Here is a 19,088-nt window from a genome sequence, read left to right as displayed (position 1 = left end):
GAGAGATTCTTCATGTATATCGTAACCAACCGCATCAAAATGAAATCCGGATTCGCAGAAAAAATGGCGCCTAACTTTTCACGCCCTGGTGCTTTACAGGAAATGGACGGATTTATAAAAGTTGAAGTCGCAATTACACAAGATTCGACTGAGTACGATGAATTGAATGTCAGTATGTACTGGGAGACTCTTGAAAATTATGAAGCATGGAAAACGAGCGACGTCTTTAAAGAAGCACATAAACGTCCTGCAGCAAGTGCTGACAGCAACGAACCGAAAAAAGAATCGCCAATGCTTGGCAGTCAACTGACTATTACGAAAATCGTTGGCCTACTTGAAGCCAAAACTTCAAACTGATAAAAACTAACAGATAGCCTCGAGTTGGCTGTCTGTTTCTTTTGTGCCTATCTACCTCCCAGCCTTACGAATTATTTTACTTAGCAAGGAGCATTTCTATTGAACACTTTAAAACCTGCTTTATGGACAAGAGATTTTATCCTCACTTCGTTAGTGAATTTCTTTTTAATCCTTATTTTTTATTTATTGATGGTAACCATCGCTGTTTATGCGGTTGCAGAATACGGCGCTTCAACAAGCGAAGCTGGACTAGTGACAGGCATATTCATCTTAGGTGCACTGACGGGTCGAATTTTTATTGGCCGCAGCATCGATAAAATTGGCCGTAAAAAAACGCTGATTATCGGCACGACCTTGTTTACATTGACAACTTTTTTTTACTTCTTAAATTTTGGACTGCCGTTTTTAATGGCCAACCGCTTTCTTCACGGCATGACTTTGGGAATGGCGAGTACCGCTGCAGGAACAATTGTTGCACAAATTATTCCCATGACCCGTAAAGGTGAAGGCATCGGCTATTTTAGTATGAGCTCAACATTGGCAGCTGCTTTTGGACCATTTATTGGCTTGATGTTGAGTCAATATAGCAGCTATGAAATGATCTTCTCTGTTTGTCTAGCTCTTGGTGTGGTCAGCCTAGTCGTCTCTTTGTTAGTTTATGTACCACCAGTTGAAGTACCACTAACAAAGAACGTTACGAAAGGGTTTAAAATCTCGGAATTTGTTGAACTGAAAGCAGTTCCTATTGCCATCGTTTGTTTAGTGGTTGCGCTTTGTTATTCAAGCGTCCTATCATTTATCAATTTTTATGCGATGGAAGAAAACCTTGTACAAGCTGCTAGTTACTTCTTCTTGGTTTATGCAATTGCGATTTTGCTATCTCGTCCATTTACTGGACGGCTTATGGATCTAAAAGGTGCTAATTTTATTATGTATCCAGCGTTCGTTATTTTTGCAGCGGGATTGTTTTTATTAAACGTCTCCAGTAGCAGCACCGGATTATTGGTCGCAGGTGCTTTAATTGGATTAGGATTTGGTAATATGCAGTCAACCACTCAAGCTGTCGCGATCAAACTGACACCCACGCATCGTATGGGGCTTGCCACTTCAACATTTTTCATTGCGATGGACGCTGGATTAGGTTTTGGCCCCTATCTTCTCGGCTTTATCATTCCGGTAATTGGCTATAACTCACTCTATGGAATACTAGGGTTTGTGGTACTTGCAACTGCATTTTTATATTATGTATTGCACGGTAAAAAGAACGAGCTGATGCAGTAGCATTAGGGTATAAATAATTAAAAAAGAGGCTGTCACATAAGCGTCTAAAATAGAACAGACGGAGAAAAAGAATACTTTTTCTCCGTCTGTTTTTTGAATTGTTGCCGACAATGGATAAAATAGATATTTCCCAATTTAACGATGAAAGATAGACGTCGACTAACTTCTACCCTCTCATACTAACAGTTGCTTAACCAATTCTTTGTTGCGTTTTTTGAACACTTCATTGTGAGAAGAAACCATTGCGATTTTATTCGCTTCCGGCTGGATATATTGCTTGGCTTTGTTGACTGCATTTGCCGCATCGTGGAATGTCCCAGCAATCAAATTTAATTTCCCTTCATGCTGCAGAATGTCACCGGCTGCAAAAAGACCTTCCTCTGAAGATTCACTATTCGACGTACCTGCGATGTAATAATCATCGGCAACTTCAATGTTCAATGGGCTGTTGCCGAGTAAACTAATGTCGCGTTCATACCCGTGGTTGATAATCATTTCATCGATTGGCAACAGCTGTATTTCTTTTGTTCCCTGATGAGTGAGTTCGACAAATTCAATGACATCTCGATCATCTGAAGCGATCAAGCGTGTGATATTCGTATGAAGGCAACAAATAGCCGATCCATTCATCAACTGTGTCACCTGCGCTTCGTGTCCGGCAAGCTCTGGTTTCCGATAAGTGACATACACTTGTTTGGCAAGTGGCTCCAGCTCATTGGCCCAATCGATTGCCGAATTTCCACCGCCCGAAATGAGAACGGTCTTGTCTTTGAATCGTTCAAGGGATTTGACCGTATAATTCAAGTTCGACATTTCAAAACGTTCGGCCCCTTCAATCTTCAGCTTTTGAGGGTTCAAAATACCTCCACCCACAGCTACAATAACCGTTTTTGATAAATGAATCTGGCCGGAAGAGCCAATTAGTTCAAAAAAACCATTCTCATTTTTCGCTATAGCCTCTATTTTTTCATTCAATACGACTTCTGGTTGGAAGGTTAGCCCTTGTGCAACTAGTTGATCAATAAGCTTTGCTCCTTGAATTGGTGGCTGTCCTCCTACATCCCAAATCATCTTCTCCGGGTACACATGAATTTTACCGCCCAATTGTGGCTGAAATTCAACAAGCTTGGTTTTCATTTCTCGTAACCCACTATAAAAGGCTGAATATAAACCCGCAGGACCTCCACCTATAATCGTTACATCAAAAAGCTCTTTTTCCACCATCTATCTTCACTCCTATCGCATTGTATTTCTATTGACAACCTTATAATTTAGTCTTATAGTATTGATTGTACTGAAAATGATAATCATTATCAATGAAAAAGATAATAAATTTAAATTAGGAGGTTTTTTGGATGGTGCGTTTGTTCACCGAGGAGCTAACTATTAGCTATGGAGACCGCTTGATTGTCAAAGATTTGACTGTCCAAATTCCAGACAAAAAAATTACGACGATTATTGGTTCGAATGGCTGCGGCAAATCAACGCTGCTAAAAGCGATTACTCGTGTGATTCCGCATCAATCCGGAACAGTCGTATTAGACGGTAGTAATATTGCACAGGAGAATACGAAGTCGCTAGCCAAAAAAATGGCGATTCTTCCTCAAACGCCAGATAGTGCCGCCGGATTAACCGTTGGCGAGCTAGTTTCTTACGGACGATTTCCTTATCAAAAAGGCTTTGGCCGACTTTCTAAAAGAGATTATGAAATCATCAACTGGGCGCTTGACGTCACCGGCACGCAATTTTTCAAATATCATCCGGTTGACGCTTTATCGGGTGGCCAACGCCAGCGCGTCTGGATTGCCATGGCTCTGGCACAGGAAACCGAAATGATTTTTCTAGACGAGCCTACCACATACTTGGATATGGCTCACCAATTGGAAATTCTCGAACTGCTTCAGCAGCTAAACCGGGAACAAGAGCGGACCATTATCATGGTGCTCCACGACCTGAACCAAGCAGCACGTTTTGCAGACCACATCATCGCCATGAAAGACGGACAAATCATTAAATCTGGCAACTGCCATGAAGTCATTACTCAACCTGTTCTAAAAGAAGTATTCCGCATCGACGCTGACATCGGGCTCGATCCGCGAACACAAAAACCGATGTGCATAACATACAACTTAGTTAAAGGAGTTTAACCGATATGAAAAAAATTATTTTACCGCTATTCTTATTTACGTTACTGCTAATCCTGGGTGCCTGTAATTCTGAGTCCACTGCTGAGGAAACGACTGCTGGAGAAAGTGACAAAGCTCCTGATACAATTACATATGAATCTGAAAGCGGTCCTGTTGAAGTTCCTGCGGATCCACAACGCGTTATTGTTCTTTCCACGTATAGCGGTGACGTGATGTCTCTAGACGTTCCTTTAGTAGGCGTCGATTCATGGTCAAAAAACAACCCGCGTTTTGAAGAAAAGTTAGTAGATGTAGAAGAAGTGGCAGATACAGACCTTGAGAAAATCATTGAATTAGAGCCGGACTTGATCATTGGTGGTTCAACCATTAATAACATCGACAAATTAAGCAAAATCGCACCGACTGTTACTTTTACTTATGGCAAATTGGGTTATTTGGAGCAACACCTTGAAATCGGTAAAGTCCTCAATAAAGAAAAAGAAGCACAAACTTGGATTACCGACTTCCAAGAACGCGCACAGCAAGCGGGAGAAGACATCCGCGCTGAAATCGGTGAAGATGCAACCGTTTCGGTTATTGAAAACTTTGACAAGCAACTGTATGTTTTCGGCGACAACTGGGGCCGCGGAACAGAAATTCTTTATCAAGAAATGAAACTAAAAATGCCTGCAAAAGTGGAAGAAATGGCGTTAGCGGACGGTTATTACATGTTGTCACAAGAAGTATTACCGGAATACATGGGCGACTATGTCATCTTTAGCAAAGACAGCACACAGGATAATTCGTTCCAGGAAACAGACCTGTACAAAAATACACCTGCTGCCAAAAACGGACAGATTTTTGTGGCCAATGCCAAAGAATTTTATTTTAATGATCCGATTACACTGGAATACCAATTGGAATTCTTTATTGAAAACTTTTTAGGTAAGTGATGGAACATCGATGGGTTTAACGTATCTAACAAAAAAGAGGGATTCTGCTGAAGAATCCCTCTTTTATTCTTAGGAAAAGATGATGACAATGACACTTAAAATTCCCTTCTCAATTAAATTAACGTTGAGTCTAGCCTTACTTGTACTAACCTTAATTGTTTCATTGATTTTCGGCGCAGCAGATATTAGCTTAAAAGAAGTCGCACTCGCTTTGTTTTCGACTTCTTCTAGTGATGGCATCGGGGTAATTCGCGAAATTCGACTGCCTCGTGAAATTGCTGCTGTTTTTGTTGGCGCGGCACTCGCCGTTTCGGGTGCCATGATGCAAGGCATGACTCGCAACCCGCTCGCTGACCCTGGGCTACTCGGCTTAACAGCTGGTGCGAATGCTGCGCTTGCATTTACTTTAGCGTTTGTTCCTGCTGCTAATTATTTCGGCATCATGATTGCTTGCTTTATCGGTGCGGCAGTCGGTGCAGCGTTAGTGTTCGGGATTGGTGCTGCTAAAAAAGGTGGGTTTTCGCCATTTCGTATCGTGCTCGCTGGTGCGGCCATATCTGCGTTTCTGACAGCGATTGCGGAAGGCATTGGTCTTTACTTTAATATCTCTAAAAACATTTCACAATGGACAGCAGGCGGTTTGATCGGTACCTCCTGGGGACAACTGCAAGTAGTTGTTCCTTTTATCGCTGTGTCTTTATTGATTGCTATATTGCTGTCACGGCAATTGACCATTCTCAGTTTGAGCGAAGAAACCGCCATCGGTCTTGGGCAGAAAACAGCACAAATCAAAGCCATTCTCTTTGTTATCATCACATTACTTGCGGGGGCTGCTGTTGCACTTGCTGGTAATATGGCCTTTATCGGCTTAATGATTCCTCACGTCGTAAGCGCCATTGTGGGGACTGATTATCGGTTTATCATCCCCATGTCTGCAGTAGCTGGAGCCATTTTCATGCTGTTGGCTGATCTGATCGGCCGAACAATCAATGCACCGTTTGAAACGCCAGTCGCAGCAATTATTGCGATTATCGGTTTGCCTTTCTTCCTCGTTATTGTCCGTAAAGGAGGCAAAGCATTCGCATGATTCATCCAAGCTTACGAAAAAAACAACGAATTTCGTATTACCTATTACTGACGTTAATCTTGTTGACTGCCATCACGAGTATTGGCTTAGGTTATTCTCCTATCTCCTATGACCGCTTAGTGCCTGCACTATTAGGAGAAGGCACTTTTAAAGAAGAATTTATCCTGTTTTCCATCCGGCTGCCACGTATTTTAATCACCTTGCTTGCCGGAATGGCATTGGCTTTGTCTGGAGCTATTTTGCAAAGCATCACACGCAACGACCTTGCAGATCCTGGCATTATCGGTATCAATTCAGGTGCCGGTGTTGCCATTTCAGTGTTCTTCTTATTTGTTCCTGTAGAAGCTGGTGCGTTTGCTTATTTGCTTCCTATCGTTGCCTTTGGAGGAGCACTTTTAACTGCTGTCTTGATTTATGCATTTTCATACTCTCGCAGTACGGGGCTGCAACCTATTCGTTTAGTGCTAGTCGGAATTGGTTTTTCGATGGCATTGTCTGGCGTTATGATTGTACTAATATCTTCTGCTGAACCGGAAAAAGTCGATTTTATTGCCAACTGGCTAGCCGGTAGTATTTGGGGGGCGGATTGGCCATTCATCTTGGCTATTCTCCCTTGGCTAGTCGTATTAATTCCTTTCACTTTATACAAAGCAAATCGCATGAATGTTCTTGGTCTTAGTGATCCGGTGGCTGTAGGCATTGGTGTCTCTATTGAAAAAGAACGCATAATCTTGCTACTAGCTGCTGTCGCTCTAGCCGCATCTGCAGTTTCTGTTACCGGTGGAATCGCATTTATCGGCTTGATGGCACCACATATTGCGAAAGCCATTGTCGGACCGCGGCATCAACTATTCTTGCCGCTCGCCATTTTAATCGGTGGCTGGTTGCTGCTGCTAGCTGATACCATCGGACGGAATTTGCTCGAACCTTCTGGTATTCCAGCAGGTATTATGGCTGCGTTGATCGGAGCTCCTTATTTCGTTTATCTGTTACTAAAAAAATAAACACACAACAAGCTTCATAAACGAAGCTTGCTGTGTGTTTTTGTGATTTATTTTGGAGCTATTGTTTCGTCTTTTACAACTGGTCGCTTTTTTTCATTGCGCATTTGAATAGACAATTGCAAAATCAGGCTCAACATGACCCCGATTCCGGTAATCGTATAAAAAATCGTGAAAATTTTACCGAAGTCCGTTGAAGGCTCTAGCGTAGCCGAACCAACTGTTGTCAAAATCGTTACACTAAAATACAATGCATCCACTACAGAGAATCCTTCTACAGTTGAATAGAAAATAGTGCCGGATACTAACATCATGATTGTTAACCCGAGTAGTACTTGGAACTCTTTGTTTCGAATTAATTGAAAAAAAGTTTTTAGCATTCGTCTTAACGTTAAAACAAACGATATCATCTTCGTCTTCCCTCTTTCTATTGCTAAGTTAAAAATTTAGCATTTCTACAGTATACGTTTTTTTTTACAAAAGCCCAACAATCGTATGTGGCTGTTGGGCTTTTGTTCAAATTTTTGTTTACATTTTAGACAAAGGTTTTGCTGCTGGCTTACCAAAATAATAGCCTTGGAACAATTGATAGCCGAGCTTTTTCAGCCATTCAAAATCCGCTTGTGTTTCAATTCCTTCTGCTAACGGAACAGAGCCGATTTCTTGAGCTTTTTCTAAAAATCGCTTTGCGACTTTTTGCTTTTCTGTATCTTCAGCAACATTAAAGACATATTGCATGTCTAACTTCATGTAATTTGGCTTTAAGTCGGCTAGTAACTCAATCGTGCTATAGCCTTCACCCACGTCATCTAATGCGTAATCAAATCCTCTATCTCTATAGTAGCGCAAGATTTTCTTTAAATGATTAAGATCGTCTACTTTCTCAGTCTCCACCACTTCAAACACTAGAGATTTTGGATTTACATCCAATTGCTCAGCTAATTCAATAGTTGAACGTAAGCAAAATTCGGGCGAATAAATCGAAGTCGGAATAAAGTTAATGAATGCTTTTTCTCCGTCGAGTGCTGCTGCATATTTTACCGCAGTCATTCTACAGACTCGGTCTAATGCATATAAACGTCCACGGGTCTTAGCTGCTGGAAAAATTTCGTTTGGATAAATCATCGAACCGTCTTTGTGTTGAAAACGCGCCAACATTTCATAAGCAAAAATGTTTTCATCTGCATCTACTATTGGCTGATAATGACAAATGAGTCGTTGTTCTTTAATGACCTCGTCGATCCATTCAGTTGCAAACACCGCAGGCATGCCTTCTAACGGCTGCCATGTCTCTTGGTTAATACGGAACATCACTTGATTTACATCTAGTAAATCACTGCAAAAATCGAGAAATTCTCTAGCACCTTTTTCATCTATTTGTAGCTTATTTTTTTTTTGCACAACTTCTATTTCTCTTCTGTTCAAATGATCTACAACTATCTGCAACGCCGAAAGATTAGTTTCTCCTTCCAGCTTAATTTCAAATTTGATGGCCGCCACTGCGCAGCTATTGCATTGCATAACTTATCACTCCTCTTTTACAGTAGTTATAGTTTACTTTAAAAATACTAAAAACTGTTAATATTTTATAAATAAACCCAATTTTTCTTTATTATAATGTTTTCAACCGTTTGGCAGCGACAGTCTACCTTTATCAGTTTAAAGGAGATATTCTATTGAGCTAGAATTATTTCTAATACATAGATTTTTGTTCATCCGCTCTTACTTCATTCACAAAGGAGAATGATTATGGGAAAAATTGTTGTCGTGATGTATGTAACACTTGATGGAGTTATGGAAGAACCTTCTTGGACTGCACCCTACTGGGATGATGAGTTAGCTAAATTCCAGTTGGAACTGTTATTTAGGAGTGACGCACTTCTACTTGGCCGAGTCACATACGAAGGATTTGCTGCAGCATGGCCAGCAGCAGAAGATGAAGAGGAATTTGCAGAACGAATCAACAAATTACCAAAGTATGTGGTTTCTACTACCTTGAAGCGCACAGAGTGGAATGCCCGCTTGATTACCCGCGACATACCGCAAGAAGTCAGCAAATTGAAAAAAACAGGTCAGCGTTTAGTAGTCTACGGCAGTGCAGAACTCATTGAATCTTTGCTCAAACACGATTTAATTGATGAACTACATTTAATGACATTCCCGCTCGTATTAGGTGAAGGCAAGCGGCTGTTTAAAGAAAATGCTGATCAGAAAATGTTCAATCTCAAGAACATCCGTTCAACAGATTCTGGCGTCTTAATTGCCAGTTACACACCGGATAAATAGTAGCCTGTCACTTTAGTTGCTATTTCGCACATGTTTTGTTGCATTTAATATTGCAATCTAGAAATTCATTTTGCTGAATAGTTTCCGAAAAAAACTCAAAAAAACACCGCAGAATGAAATCGAGCGCACCAAACACTATCGAGATGATTGTTTACGACAAAAAGGGAGGGATTCAACATGAATTTTCTGGAAAGCTACGTAGTACAAAACTTAAAAGATCCGGAATTTGCCAAGGAGTGGGCGGACAGTGAATTGGAATATACAATCGCTCGGAATATTATTCAACTCAGAATTCGTTAGGCCTTACGCAAAGCGAAGTTGTTTCACGTATGCATACTAAGCAAAACGTGGTATCTCGTATTGAAAATGTAATCAGAATGTGACATTGAAAAGCTTAAAATTGTTAGCTGCAGCTCTTCAGACGGATATTCCTTCCCTAATGCAAGAATACGATGAGAAACAAGACGAGAAAAAACAGTTCCAACCTAGTAAAAGGTTAACGACAACGTATGGAATAACCCTCAATCAGCTGTTTGGCCATTCGGGAGTTATCTCTGTTTTGGACTGTAACTTACTTGCTAATAAGTTAAAGTCACAGCCAGAGAAATTTAAACTAAAAAAGAACGCTATCGAAATTAATCGATTAAGCGCTCTTTTTTAGTTTAAAGTATTTTCTTTCTACGGTTTTTACTAATATTCCAAATAACACCAGAAATATAACAAACTAATATAACCAGAATAAAAGTCAATGGATTAAAAAAAACAGAGTTCGAAAAGGTATTCCATAAAGAAATCTGAGAAACATCATCAAAATTCTCTTGTCTCTGTATGATTTCGTTTCGTAAAGCTTGAGCTTTAAAAAAAGTGTAAAAACCTATGCTTACTGCTGCTATAACACTGAATACTAAGCTAATAACAAGAGTTCGTCTCTTTTTATATCTTTCTACAAACCGCATCGAAAGTTTTGTAGTGCCATATAAAAAATAAAAGAGAAATGGCATGAGGAAAACTAGAATAAACAGTGCTGGGTTACCATTACCACCGCCAGTGCCATCTTCTTCAATAGATTCAGTGAAGATGTTCATTCCATAGAATCCAATTAAAACTGCTAGCAAAGAAACAATATACAAAAAAAGCAGCAACTTTCTCATAAAAACTTCCCCATTCTTGAATGTTTAGAAGAGAAAAGCTTATTAGCTCCTTCTCTTCCGATAATCTGATGATATGTAAACTAAGTAATCGACTTTAGAAAATAAAACATCCTTTTTCTCAAGTAAAGTTGAAAAATAAATTCGAATACTTAAAGAATGTCTTTTTAATCGATTATTTACCCATTTTCTAGGTATTCGCTTAGAATAAAGTAAGCAAAGAACCGCCTAATGCTCCTGTGACAACTACCAGCCATGGTGGCAATTTCCAATAAGCCAACATACTGAATAAGACAGCTGCCAAAGCGAAATCCTTTGCTTCTATGATGGAACTTGTCCAAATTGGCGTGTAGAACGCAGAAATTAAAATCCCCAGAACTGCCGCATTGACCCCCATGATTGCACCCTTTACTTTCCGATTTGCGCGCAGTGCATCCCAAAAAGGCAAGGCTCCCACAATCAACAAGAACGCCGGTAAAAAGATAGCGAAAGTAGCGAATAGGCCACCAATCCAGCCATTCATGACCGTTCCTAAATAAGCTGCAAAGGTAAACAAGGGTCCCGGTACTGCTTGAGTCGCCCCGTATCCAGCCAGAAAGGCTTCTTCACTCAACCAGCCTGTCGGGACAAATTCCTGCTGCAAAAGTGGCAAGACCACATGTCCCCCACCAAAAACCAATGAGCCAGCACGATAAAAACTATCGAACATCGCTACCCAGTATGAGCCGGTAACTTCTCGGAGAATTGGCAGAAAAAAAAGGAATCCAAAAAATAACACCAAGCAAGCAGTTCCTACCTTTTTCGTAATTGGAAATTGCATCTGTCCCTCTGTTGTTTCGGCAGTGTTTTTATACAGAATATAACCAATTAAAGCTGCAATCAAGATGACTCCCACTTGCGTAAAAGCAGTCTGCCAGAAAAGCGTCCCAATCAAAGCAAACAAGACAATCGCTTTCCTCTTCAAGTCGGGTGCGAGATTTTTTGCCATACCTAAAACGGCATGAGCCACTACTGCGACGGCAACAATTTTCAATCCTTTTAGCCATCCAGCATCCGATACATCAAAACTTTGTAATAGCAACGCAAATAGAATCAACGCGATAACCGATGGAAGGGTAAAACCAATGAAGCTCACGATTCCCCCTGATACGCCTGCACGCATCGCTCCAATTCCGATCCCTACCTGGCTACTAGCAGGTCCAGGAAGAAATTGAGCTAGCGCAACTAGATCCGCATAACTTTTCTCATCCATCCATTTTTTTCTTCGTACGTACTCTTCATGAAAATAGCCTAGGTGCGCAATAGGTCCTCCAAATGAAGTAAGTCCTAACCGGATGGAAACAATAAAGATTTCCAGTAATGATTTGAAACTGACAGTCGATTTTTTTTGATTCATCATTCTCTCTTCTCTCCTTTGATTCAGTCTTTTATCTCCTTAAACAGTTCATAGGCTTTTTTTTGAGCCTCAACTAAAACGTGTTCCCCTTTTTCCGTAATACTGTAGTACTTCCGGATTTTACCTTCTACGTTCCGGTCTTCTCTCATCAGCAAGCCATCGGATTCCATGGAATGAAGAATCGGATAAAGCGTTCCCGGTCCGATGCTGTAGCCATGTTCCTGAAGTTCCTCCAGCATCCAAACGCCATAAATCGGCATCACTTTAGCATGGTGCAAGATATGGATATGAATAAATCCCAAAAAAAGTTTGCGAAGCACTTTGTCTTCCATTCGACTTCTCCTTTTAATAACGGTTTCCAATATTGAATTCCGATATTAGTGTTTGTTATTAAGATAACATACACCTTATATATATCAGCGCAATTCCATAAAATTTACAGTCATTTAACATTAAAGAAATAGGGGAAATACTATTTTGATGAAGAAGACGGGTGGGAATAACCGTTGCATCAGCTTGAATGGACACAGTATTCAACGGAAGATTATGAACAGCTGGATGGCAGCCAAAAGATTTTCGTCCATAAAGCGCTGGACCGAATCAAATTGAGAGGCGTGGAAGCGCGCCAATCCCTTCATGGCAATTTGGCACAATGCAACAAGCTGAAAAACAAGAAGATGGGCCTGCGGATTATTTTCAGAGAAGCCGAGGCGACCATCCAAATAATTCAGATTGTAGCCATTGGGAAACGCGATAAAGAAAAAATTATAAAATGGCTGAAGAGTGATTAAGCTAATTGAAATGAAGAACAGGTTTTCCCGACTAAAAAGAGTCCAGCAAAGCGAGCACTTCTAAAGTGCTCGCTTTGCTGGACTCTTGTTTTGTTGAACCAAATTATTCTCCAATTTGATGACTATAACTTCTGATAATCCGGAATATGTAAACTCATAAAAACCTTAGCTAAAAGCTTAAGAAATTAACGGCTATTGACCCTTTGCACTTGCATGTGTCAGTACAGTCCCGTACCACTCAATTGAACCAGGGTTTTAATGATGTACCTTTTTCCAAGCTCCTCATCATTAAAATTCTTTTCGTCGAATGTCTGGCCTCTCTCCCTGAAAAAAGTGTGCCATTTGCCGTCTTTTTTGTAATAATGGAAGCCTTCAATTAGCATATCGTCGCGTGTCGAGCCACTTTGCGGAAGACCCTGTTTCAATGCATAGTCATAGACTTCATCCATGCTTACTGTAAAAACTTCAGCGTATTCACGAATTCGCATATCTCTCACACCCAATGTTTCACAAGCAAATTGTAAGGCATTTCCCCGGAGCAAGATTTGTATTTGGGTTTCTTTATCAACTAAAACTTTGCCTTTCTTTTTTGACGCCTCCTCGATCCAATTGCGTTCAGGTAAGGCACTTTTTATGAACAAGACTCTTAGATGTTCAATCGCTTCACTCCGACTAGAAAACACCGTAAAAGGATAGGGCATGTCTCCTTCTTCTTTCCACACCGCCCATTGACCATCAGAAAGCTCTGTCGCAAACCACCAGTCATCCACTTCAGTAAAGAACATGGCATAGGTATTTCCTTGAGCTTCTTTCCATGTTTTATAACCCATTAGTAACGCAAACTCTGTTGATGACAGCCCGTAATCTCTAGAAAATAATCTCTTAAAAAGTTTTTCAATCATTCTAAAAGCCCTCATTTCATTTTGATGCATTTTGTATGAATGACGAAGGAGAATGTTCAAGTACAAACAATTACACATGAAACTGGGACAATTAACATGCACGATTTAAACTTTGCGAGTCTCCTTAAGTTTATAGGAGTTGATTCCGTTATGGTACTGTGTACTTATCAGTGGAAGTCCCTATTTTGAACAACCCATTTCGTATGATGTGAACGAAATGCATGAGTAACTACACTAATAGAGCTTTAAAGGAGGATAATGATGAACTTATTTTCAAAATTCAGTGAAGCAAACGTTAAAAAAATGACGAATAAGAAGTTATATGAGCGACTGACACGATTAAACAATGAAAAGTGTCCGGATTTGAAAGCACTAACGCTAATTCAAGCCGAAATTGCTCAGCGAGATCCAGCAGAGTATGAATTGGGGAAAATCGAAGCCGAAGTGGAAAAGTCCCACCGGCATGCCGTTATGGAGACTACGGACATCCTCTACCTGGAAATCAAGTATAACGAGGACTATCTCGCCAAGCCAGAATCCGAAACGGACCCATACGAGCGCAAGCTTCGAGCCGCCCAGCTTGAGATGATTCAGAAAGAATTAGGCCGTCGGACAATTTAGGACAGTGGCTTAACGAAGATAAAGACACATGCTGAAAAAGCACGTGGCGTTAAAAAATGTGCATTCTATTTGAAAATAAGAACGCACTTAATTCTACTTTTTAAAAGAACTTGTCAAAGTTCACTTTTCCAGATGAAGAGAAAGAGAAAAGCTCACTTCTCGCTTTTCCCTTCCGATAACTCATCATATGTAAATTGTAAACTATGAAGCACGTTCAGTATAACGGTTTTGGATCTCTGCTTTCATTCCAAGGGTAGTAGATTAATAAATTTTTGACAGATGATTTCGAGATGAAATTGAAAAACATTGTATACAATTCGATTCTTCCTATTAAAATAGTTCTAAATTATAGTTTACTAAAATCTGTTCCGATTATTAGTAGATAAGCCATTCCTAACATGGCCATATTTGATATAGTGCCTATAAAAACATACCACAGTTCTTTGGAGGCCAAAGCAAATCCTATTCCTAATAACGAAATTAAACCAATTATAATTGCATCTATTTCATTATCTATTGGTGAAAAGAAAAAAATCACACTTGTTAATGCTGTAATTATTGATAAATATCCTAATACATTTCTTTTTTTCTTCATAATGATTGCCTCCCAAAAAACAGAAAAAGCTTGTTTTTATATTTTGCGATTTATCTTAATAGTTTTACTTGCCTTATGTGTAAAATATGGAGCATCCCATTTTTTCCATTGTGGCGAATCTTTCTCCTCAACAGGGCGAATTGCTAATTCTTGATTTCTCTACATATGAATTCGCTTTCCAATTTTTTATTCGTACTGCTGAAAAGAAGATTAGATTATTCTGCTTTTCAACCACCTTATCTATTTTTGAGTTTTCATATCTATCATGCCTTGCTATGTAGTGGTTTAATTCTATCATTAAGTCTTTTTAAATTATTGTTTTTTTCGAAATACTTAATAAATGAATTACTTATTGTCCTAAATTTTATTATTACTCACGAATATTAAAAGATTCTGTATTAATAATTTGATTTTACAGAACGAATCAATTTCATAACTCTGAGCCCTTGCGGCTCTAAGGGTAAAATCCTAAGAAAATAGAGCACCTCCCCAAATCCTGTATAATGAGAGTTACGACACAAACATTAACAGACTGGAGAGTTGCCCTATGTCTATTATACGACAAGAAAGCCTGTTTGACATGCAAGTTTTATATGACTTGGAACCTACCCACCGGTTCAACTCAATTTTATCGGGAATTGATATCCATCCAATTCTTAATGTTGTGACGAAAAAGTCTCGTTTCGGACCACCGCAAACCTTGAATTACGCGGCGATGATCTATTCGCTGATTGTGCGGATCACCGAACGGATTCCCTTCATCAAAGATTTGGTCAAACGCTTGGAAAGTGATTTGCGCTTCAAAGTGGACTGCGGCTTTTTGGTATCGGACGAGATTCCTTCGGAAGCTTCTTATTCACGTATGATTACGCTGGTCAGCGAATCGGATGCCTTGGAAATTGTCTAGGAACGCACTCTTTTGATGGCCATGTCTGAAGGGTTCATCTCAGATGAAATTGTTGCCATAGACGCCACCCATGTCGAGGCACGCGACTGTGCGCCACAAAAGAAAGAAGCGGTCGAAAAAGAACCGAAAAAGCGTGGCCGCAAAAAGAAAGAAGAACGGGAACAATGGCTGGCGGAAAAGGCGGAAGAAGAAGCGAGTCTTCCCTTATATGAAAAAAAAATTGCCGATCAGCTGGATATTCTGCTTTCGGAACTGCGAGCTTCAGTTCCCATACACCCCGAATGGGGAGTGAAAAAGAATTGCGAAGGAAAGAACGTGTTCTGGTTTGGATTCAAAATCCATCTCGCCGTTGGGGCAGAAAGCCAGTACATCCTTCAGTCTCTATTTTCTTCGGGCAATCTGAATGACGGAAAAGCTGCCATCCCGTTGCTTAAAGGAATACAGGAACGGTTGGCTTCGCTCAAAATCGCTTATGCCACGATGGATGCCGGATACGACTACGCTCCGATTTACGAACAAGTTTACCGGATGGGCGCCCAATCAGTCATTGCCTACAATAAAAAGAACGAACCAGAACCGATTGGATTTGATCGTCATTTTGCGCCGACCTGCGTCCGCGAACATAGCTACCGATATGACAGTTTCGATAAAAAGCACGAAACCCTTAAGTATACGAGGCCAAGCGAATGCGCGGACTGTCCGTTAGCCCACGACAGCTTGTGCCAAAAAGTATACAAAAAGAAAATCACGGACGATCTCCGCAAATACACAGCGCCGGCAAGAGGCTCGCTGAAATGGAAACAGCTCTACAAGGCACGAAGTGCCGTTGAAAGGGTCAATGCCTATTTGAAAGGGTATTTCCTCTTAAATCAGATTTATCATCGCACTGGAAAGAAAGCCAAATTGCATGTCGATTTGGTTCAGTTAGCGTATAACGCATCCAAACTCGCCATCGACCGTTTAAAAGTTCTTCAAACAATCGCAGCGTAATTCACCATTTCATTCGTTTTTTTAAGGAATCATCGATTTTCGGCTCTTCTATGATTTTTTAAAAGTGCGCATTATGAAATTGATTCGAACAGATAAGCGTTCGTAAAAGTACAGTTTCGCAAACAAAAAGGAGAAAAGATGCGCTACGTACAGCCCCTTCTCTCCTTTTCACTATAAGTAGCTTCCGATAATGTGTCATATGTAAACTAGGATTCACCCAAAAGTTCTTTTGATTTCCACCAAATTCTTTAAGCTTTCCTTTTATGAGTTATAGGAGTGACATTACTAGTCGATATGAATTAATCGTTATTTATTCAATACTCCTGTATGAAAGGTTTTGGGTAAAGCATTCTCAATCGTTTGAAAAATAGTAGAAAAAGCATCTTGGTTATTTTTTTCACTTGATTCATAGGTCCACGTTATTTCTTCACCCTCTATAGTTAGCAGATATCCGGTAGCGTAATAGTCATGATAGGGGATTTCTCTCGCTTCATTATATTCCAAATTTTCATCAATGAATGGATAAGCCCCTTTATTGGAATCTATAAAGAAGAAAGGAATATTGGACTCTGTAAAGATATGGGTATATCGTTTTTCCGCAGCAACAGATAAACTTTCATTCATTATAAAAACAGCATCAAAATTCCTAATTTTTTTTACTGTGAATTCTTCAAAGTTAATTTCTTGGAATGTTATCTGTTTCTCTTCTACTTCGGGTGCATCTCCTAGGGCGGCAATTACTAATTCTTTACCTTTATACAACGTTTCATTCTGATTTTGTTGATTGATTCCGATGCTCTCTTTACTTGTCTCGCTTCCTGTGAAGATATTAGAGTTATTGTCTTCTACAAAAGTATAACTTAACAAAATAAGCAGGCTGGCTGCGGCTACCAATATCGTTAAATACACAGGATTAGCTTTTACAAATCTTTTTTTCGGTTGATTGATTCTAGATCGAAGCTGTTCGCCTTCCCTATGTGAAAAACGAATATTTTTTTCAAGAAAATTATTTACTTCTTTCTTTAGTTCATTCTCAAAGCGACTCATCGAAGGCTCCTCCTTCCAAATTTTTCAACAGCTCTGCTTTACCACGGAGTAGTCGGGATTTTACTGTATTGTGGTTTATTTGAAGTGTGTCACTAATTTCTAACATCGTCATTTCGTTGAAGTAATATAAGATGAGAACCTCTTTAAACTTGTAAGGTAGCAAAGAAATCTCTTCTAAGATTTCTTTTGAATTCTGGCTGTGAAAAAACTGTTCCTCTGTTGAAGATTCTTTCTTCATCAATTTGTTCAAGGGCTTATAAATCAAGTTCTTTATACTCCAGCGTCTCTGATGGTCTTTGCATTTATTGATGGTGATTCGAGTCAGCCATGTTTTGTAGTTGGATTCGTTCCGAAATTTGGACAAGTTCTGAAAGCAACTGATATAAACTTCTTGTACAATATCCTCACACTCGGAATGATCATTTATGTATAAAAATGCGATTCTTTTCAGGTCGTTAGCATATTCTTGGATGAGCTGATTCAATAGTAAATCAGCGTCGTCACTAAAAATCGGATCTGACTCTTTGAAAAATGAAACTTTTGATTTCTCCATCTCTGTGTTCAACTCCCTCCATATATTAGACGGACCTGGCCGTTATTTTGACCCTTAAATTTTAATGTTTTATTTTTGATTTGAATTCCATCTCATTTATCTGTGTATATGTTAGTCTACTTGAAATAATTTGTTCTTTTAGATTCCACAAATAACTGTAAATTTCATATAAGAGTAAGCTTATTTCTAAAGAATAAAAATAAGAAGCTGAATAGACAGCTTCTCTTCTTCCGATAACTGATGATATGTAAACTACTTTTTAACTGTAGATATTTAAAATTTCAACGTGCAGTTCTTCAAGGGAAAGAGAAGCATCAAGCTTTAAAACTGGGCTCTTTGATAGTTCCATTTGATAAGCATGTTCTGCGTAAGTGCCTGTCATTTCTTTTTCCGTTGCAGTTAAATAAGTCTTGCACCATTCCAAAAAATCATTGGTATTTTCGCCAGTATTCATTTGCGAAAATTGGCTTTTGCGTTCAATTTCTCTCTTTTGTAATCTGTCCATTCGGACTTTTTCGTCCAAGAAGAGGAATACGAGTAAATCTCGATTTCTGAAACCATCTGGACACCATGAAAAAATAGAACCAGAAGCAACATACTCTTTATGTATTTCCATGTCTTTTTGATACATTTTCTTACGTTCTTCTACTGAAAAATTTTCTGTAAAGGAATTATCTTTCCAAAGATAATTATCAGTATCAATCCATTTAATTTTTTCTTTTTCACTGATATAGTTACCTAAAGTGCTTTTGCCAGTACCAGAACCCCCGATGATCTGAATTTTCATTGTTTTAGTCCTCCAAAATGTTTTAATATATTTTTCGCAACCCTATACCAAATATTACACTAACCGTCAGAATCTTTTTGCTCCGTATTTAAGTTTGCTAAGAGTATTTCAACGATAAAAAGATGAGTCAGTATGTTTTCCAAACGTTCATAAAAATACCCTTTCCCGGGCATAAAGAAAGAGAAAAATCTTTTTGCAGCTTCTTCTCTTTCGATAAAGTACCAGATATTCACAAATTAAGATAAGGAAATTTATCTCTT

General features: G+C 39.4%; 21 protein-coding genes and 1 pseudogene. 11 read left to right on the top strand and 11 right to left on the bottom strand.

Features of this window, described 5'->3' with window-relative positions; translation table 11 throughout:
* Positions 1–12: 12 nt before the first annotated feature.
* The gene (locus tag QMF37_RS11115; protein ID WP_149456868.1) at positions 13–357 is read left to right on the top strand and encodes a heme oxygenase; all 345 of its coding nucleotides are present in this window, start codon (positions 13–15) and stop codon (positions 355–357) included.
* Between the two features lie 99 nt (positions 358–456).
* Complete coding sequence (locus QMF37_RS11110) at positions 457–1,638, top strand: MFS transporter (RefSeq protein ID WP_283478347.1); 1,182 nt, start codon at positions 457–459, stop codon at positions 1,636–1,638.
* A 174-nt stretch (positions 1,639–1,812) separates the two neighbouring features.
* Here the strand turns inward: QMF37_RS11110 and QMF37_RS11105 are convergent, their stop codons facing one another.
* Positions 1,813–2,862 carry an NAD(P)/FAD-dependent oxidoreductase gene (locus QMF37_RS11105; protein WP_283478346.1) on the bottom strand — a complete coding sequence of 350 codons (1,050 nt, stop codon included), beginning with the start codon at positions 2,860–2,862 and terminating at the stop codon, positions 1,813–1,815.
* Between the two features lie 131 nt (positions 2,863–2,993).
* Between QMF37_RS11105 and QMF37_RS11100 the strand changes: the two genes are divergently transcribed.
* From QMF37_RS11100 to QMF37_RS11085, 4 genes are all read left to right on the top strand, one after another.
* Positions 2,994–3,785 carry an ABC transporter ATP-binding protein gene (locus QMF37_RS11100; RefSeq protein ID WP_058383979.1) on the top strand — a complete coding sequence of 264 codons (792 nt, stop codon included), beginning with the start codon at positions 2,994–2,996 and terminating at the stop codon, positions 3,783–3,785.
* 5 nt (positions 3,786–3,790) lie between these two features.
* Positions 3,791–4,717 (top strand): iron-hydroxamate ABC transporter substrate-binding protein, encoded by a 927-nt coding sequence (locus QMF37_RS11095; protein ID WP_071152886.1) that lies wholly within the window; start codon positions 3,791–3,793, stop codon positions 4,715–4,717.
* An 88-nt stretch (positions 4,718–4,805) separates the two neighbouring features.
* The gene (locus QMF37_RS11090; protein WP_283478345.1) at positions 4,806–5,804 is read left to right on the top strand and encodes a FecCD family ABC transporter permease; all 999 of its coding nucleotides are present in this window, start codon (positions 4,806–4,808) and stop codon (positions 5,802–5,804) included.
* On the top strand, positions 5,801–6,808 hold the full coding sequence (locus QMF37_RS11085; protein ID WP_071152888.1) for a FecCD family ABC transporter permease: 1,008 nt from the start codon (positions 5,801–5,803) through the stop codon (positions 6,806–6,808). The genes QMF37_RS11090 and QMF37_RS11085 overlap by 4 nt, the downstream gene beginning before the upstream one ends.
* Before the next feature lie 47 nt (positions 6,809–6,855).
* Here QMF37_RS11085 and QMF37_RS11080 read toward each other — a convergent pair whose 3' ends face one another.
* Together QMF37_RS11080 and QMF37_RS11075 are read right to left on the bottom strand one after the other, a co-directional pair.
* A complete protein-coding gene (locus tag QMF37_RS11080; protein WP_058383975.1) occupies positions 6,856–7,215 on the bottom strand; it encodes a potassium channel family protein in 360 nt (119 codons plus the stop codon).
* Positions 7,216–7,333: 118 nt separating this feature from the next.
* On the bottom strand, positions 7,334–8,326 hold the full coding sequence (locus tag QMF37_RS11075; RefSeq protein ID WP_283478344.1) for an EAL domain-containing protein: 993 nt from the start codon (positions 8,324–8,326) through the stop codon (positions 7,334–7,336).
* A 228-nt stretch (positions 8,327–8,554) separates the two neighbouring features.
* Here QMF37_RS11075 and QMF37_RS11070 point away from each other — a divergent pair, with 228 nt between their 5' ends.
* Together QMF37_RS11070 and QMF37_RS11065 are read left to right on the top strand one after the other, a co-directional pair.
* Entirely contained in the window at positions 8,555–9,091 is a 537-nt protein-coding gene (locus QMF37_RS11070) for a dihydrofolate reductase family protein (RefSeq protein WP_283478343.1), read from the top strand.
* Positions 9,092–9,268: 177 nt separating this feature from the next.
* Entirely contained in the window at positions 9,269–9,391 is a 123-nt protein-coding gene (locus QMF37_RS11065; RefSeq protein ID WP_283478342.1) for a hypothetical protein, read from the top strand.
* A gap of 362 nt (positions 9,392–9,753) precedes the next feature.
* Here the strand turns inward: QMF37_RS11065 and QMF37_RS11060 are convergent, their stop codons facing one another.
* The 3 genes from QMF37_RS11060 to QMF37_RS11050 form a co-directional block, all read right to left on the bottom strand.
* Positions 9,754–10,242, bottom strand: coding sequence for a hypothetical protein (locus QMF37_RS11060; RefSeq protein ID WP_283478341.1), 489 nt, complete (start codon positions 10,240–10,242; stop codon positions 9,754–9,756).
* A gap of 199 nt (positions 10,243–10,441) precedes the next feature.
* On the bottom strand, positions 10,442–11,635 hold the full coding sequence (chrA, locus tag QMF37_RS11055) for a chromate efflux transporter (protein ID WP_283478367.1): 1,194 nt from the start codon (positions 11,633–11,635) through the stop codon (positions 10,442–10,444).
* A 23-nt stretch (positions 11,636–11,658) separates the two neighbouring features.
* Complete coding sequence (locus QMF37_RS11050; protein ID WP_058383971.1) at positions 11,659–11,967, bottom strand: PadR family transcriptional regulator; 309 nt, start codon at positions 11,965–11,967, stop codon at positions 11,659–11,661.
* Between the two features lie 174 nt (positions 11,968–12,141).
* Here QMF37_RS11050 and QMF37_RS11045 point away from each other — a divergent pair, with 174 nt between their 5' ends.
* On the top strand, positions 12,142–12,426 hold the full coding sequence (locus tag QMF37_RS11045; RefSeq protein WP_283478340.1) for an addiction module toxin RelE: 285 nt from the start codon (positions 12,142–12,144) through the stop codon (positions 12,424–12,426).
* 218 nt (positions 12,427–12,644) lie between these two features.
* Here QMF37_RS11045 and QMF37_RS11040 read toward each other — a convergent pair whose 3' ends face one another.
* Positions 12,645–13,328, bottom strand: coding sequence for a hypothetical protein (locus QMF37_RS11040; RefSeq protein WP_283478339.1), 684 nt, complete (start codon positions 13,326–13,328; stop codon positions 12,645–12,647).
* A gap of 261 nt (positions 13,329–13,589) precedes the next feature.
* Between QMF37_RS11040 and QMF37_RS11035 the strand changes: the two genes are divergently transcribed.
* Positions 13,590–13,949 carry a hypothetical protein gene (locus QMF37_RS11035; protein ID WP_058383968.1) on the top strand — a complete coding sequence of 120 codons (360 nt, stop codon included), beginning with the start codon at positions 13,590–13,592 and terminating at the stop codon, positions 13,947–13,949.
* Between the two features lie 346 nt (positions 13,950–14,295).
* Here QMF37_RS11035 and QMF37_RS11030 read toward each other — a convergent pair whose 3' ends face one another.
* Positions 14,296–14,544, bottom strand: coding sequence for a hypothetical protein (locus tag QMF37_RS11030; protein ID WP_058383967.1), 249 nt, complete (start codon positions 14,542–14,544; stop codon positions 14,296–14,298).
* A gap of 547 nt (positions 14,545–15,091) precedes the next feature.
* Between QMF37_RS11030 and QMF37_RS11025 the strand changes: the two are divergent.
* Positions 15,092–16,441 (top strand): annotated as a pseudogene (locus QMF37_RS11025) (transposase).
* Between the two features lie 306 nt (positions 16,442–16,747).
* Here QMF37_RS11025 and QMF37_RS11020 read toward each other — a convergent pair.
* The 3 genes from QMF37_RS11020 to QMF37_RS11010 all read right to left on the bottom strand — a co-directional run bounded on the left by QMF37_RS11020 (position 16,748) and on the right by QMF37_RS11010 (position 18,828).
* On the bottom strand, positions 16,748–17,488 hold the full coding sequence (locus tag QMF37_RS11020) for a hypothetical protein (RefSeq protein WP_283478338.1): 741 nt from the start codon (positions 17,486–17,488) through the stop codon (positions 16,748–16,750).
* Positions 17,475–18,041: a sigma-70 family RNA polymerase sigma factor gene (locus tag QMF37_RS11015; RefSeq protein ID WP_283478337.1), complete on the bottom strand. Its 567-nt coding sequence runs from the start codon at positions 18,039–18,041 to the stop codon at positions 17,475–17,477. The genes QMF37_RS11020 and QMF37_RS11015 overlap by 14 nt, the downstream gene beginning before the upstream one ends.
* A 259-nt stretch (positions 18,042–18,300) precedes the next feature.
* Positions 18,301–18,828: an AAA family ATPase gene (locus QMF37_RS11010; RefSeq protein WP_283478336.1), complete on the bottom strand. Its 528-nt coding sequence runs from the start codon at positions 18,826–18,828 to the stop codon at positions 18,301–18,303.
* Positions 18,829–19,088 lie beyond the last annotated feature (260 nt).

Origin of the sequence: Planococcus sp. S3-L1, from assembly GCF_030063085.1 — a bacterium.
In the GTDB taxonomy this organism is placed as follows: domain Bacteria; phylum Bacillota; class Bacilli; order Bacillales_A; family Planococcaceae; genus Planococcus; species Planococcus kocurii.
This window is presented reverse-complemented; position numbering and strand designations above follow the sequence as displayed.

What these genes read in the sequence shown, in the direction of transcription:
- QMF37_RS11035 (WP_058383968.1), top strand. Translation starts at nt 13,590, where the DNA reads ATGAACTTATTTTCAAAATTCAGTGAAGCAAACGTTAAAAAAATGACG.
- QMF37_RS11070 (WP_283478343.1), top strand. Translation starts at nt 8,555, where the DNA reads ATGGGAAAAATTGTTGTCGTGATGTATGTAACACTTGATGGAGTTATG.
- QMF37_RS11100 (WP_058383979.1), top strand. Translation starts at nt 2,994, where the DNA reads ATGGTGCGTTTGTTCACCGAGGAGCTAACTATTAGCTATGGAGACCGC.
- QMF37_RS11050 (WP_058383971.1), bottom strand. Translation starts at nt 11,967, where the DNA reads ATGGAAGACAAAGTGCTTCGCAAACTTTTTTTGGGATTTATTCATATC.
- QMF37_RS11065 (WP_283478342.1), top strand. Translation starts at nt 9,269, where the DNA reads ATGAATTTTCTGGAAAGCTACGTAGTACAAAACTTAAAAGATCCGGAA.
- QMF37_RS11115 (WP_149456868.1), top strand. Translation starts at nt 13, where the DNA reads ATGTATATCGTAACCAACCGCATCAAAATGAAATCCGGATTCGCAGAA.
- QMF37_RS11015 (WP_283478337.1), bottom strand. Translation starts at nt 18,041, where the DNA reads ATGGAGAAATCAAAAGTTTCATTTTTCAAAGAGTCAGATCCGATTTTT.
- QMF37_RS11040 (WP_283478339.1), bottom strand. Translation starts at nt 13,328, where the DNA reads ATGATTGAAAAACTTTTTAAGAGATTATTTTCTAGAGATTACGGGCTG.
- chrA (WP_283478367.1), bottom strand. Translation starts at nt 11,635, where the DNA reads ATGAATCAAAAAAAATCGACTGTCAGTTTCAAATCATTACTGGAAATC.
- QMF37_RS11060 (WP_283478341.1), bottom strand. Translation starts at nt 10,242, where the DNA reads ATGAGAAAGTTGCTGCTTTTTTTGTATATTGTTTCTTTGCTAGCAGTT.
- QMF37_RS11020 (WP_283478338.1), bottom strand. Translation starts at nt 17,488, where the DNA reads ATGAGTCGCTTTGAGAATGAACTAAAGAAAGAAGTAAATAATTTTCTT.
- QMF37_RS11090 (WP_283478345.1), top strand. Translation starts at nt 4,806, where the DNA reads ATGACACTTAAAATTCCCTTCTCAATTAAATTAACGTTGAGTCTAGCC.
- QMF37_RS11075 (WP_283478344.1), bottom strand. Translation starts at nt 8,326, where the DNA reads ATGCAATGCAATAGCTGCGCAGTGGCGGCCATCAAATTTGAAATTAAG.
- QMF37_RS11085 (WP_071152888.1), top strand. Translation starts at nt 5,801, where the DNA reads ATGATTCATCCAAGCTTACGAAAAAAACAACGAATTTCGTATTACCTA.
- QMF37_RS11030 (WP_058383967.1), bottom strand. Translation starts at nt 14,544, where the DNA reads ATGAAGAAAAAAAGAAATGTATTAGGATATTTATCAATAATTACAGCA.
- QMF37_RS11105 (WP_283478346.1), bottom strand. Translation starts at nt 2,862, where the DNA reads ATGGTGGAAAAAGAGCTTTTTGATGTAACGATTATAGGTGGAGGTCCT.
- QMF37_RS11080 (WP_058383975.1), bottom strand. Translation starts at nt 7,215, where the DNA reads ATGATATCGTTTGTTTTAACGTTAAGACGAATGCTAAAAACTTTTTTT.
- QMF37_RS11095 (WP_071152886.1), top strand. Translation starts at nt 3,791, where the DNA reads ATGAAAAAAATTATTTTACCGCTATTCTTATTTACGTTACTGCTAATC.
- QMF37_RS11010 (WP_283478336.1), bottom strand. Translation starts at nt 18,828, where the DNA reads ATGAAAATTCAGATCATCGGGGGTTCTGGTACTGGCAAAAGCACTTTA.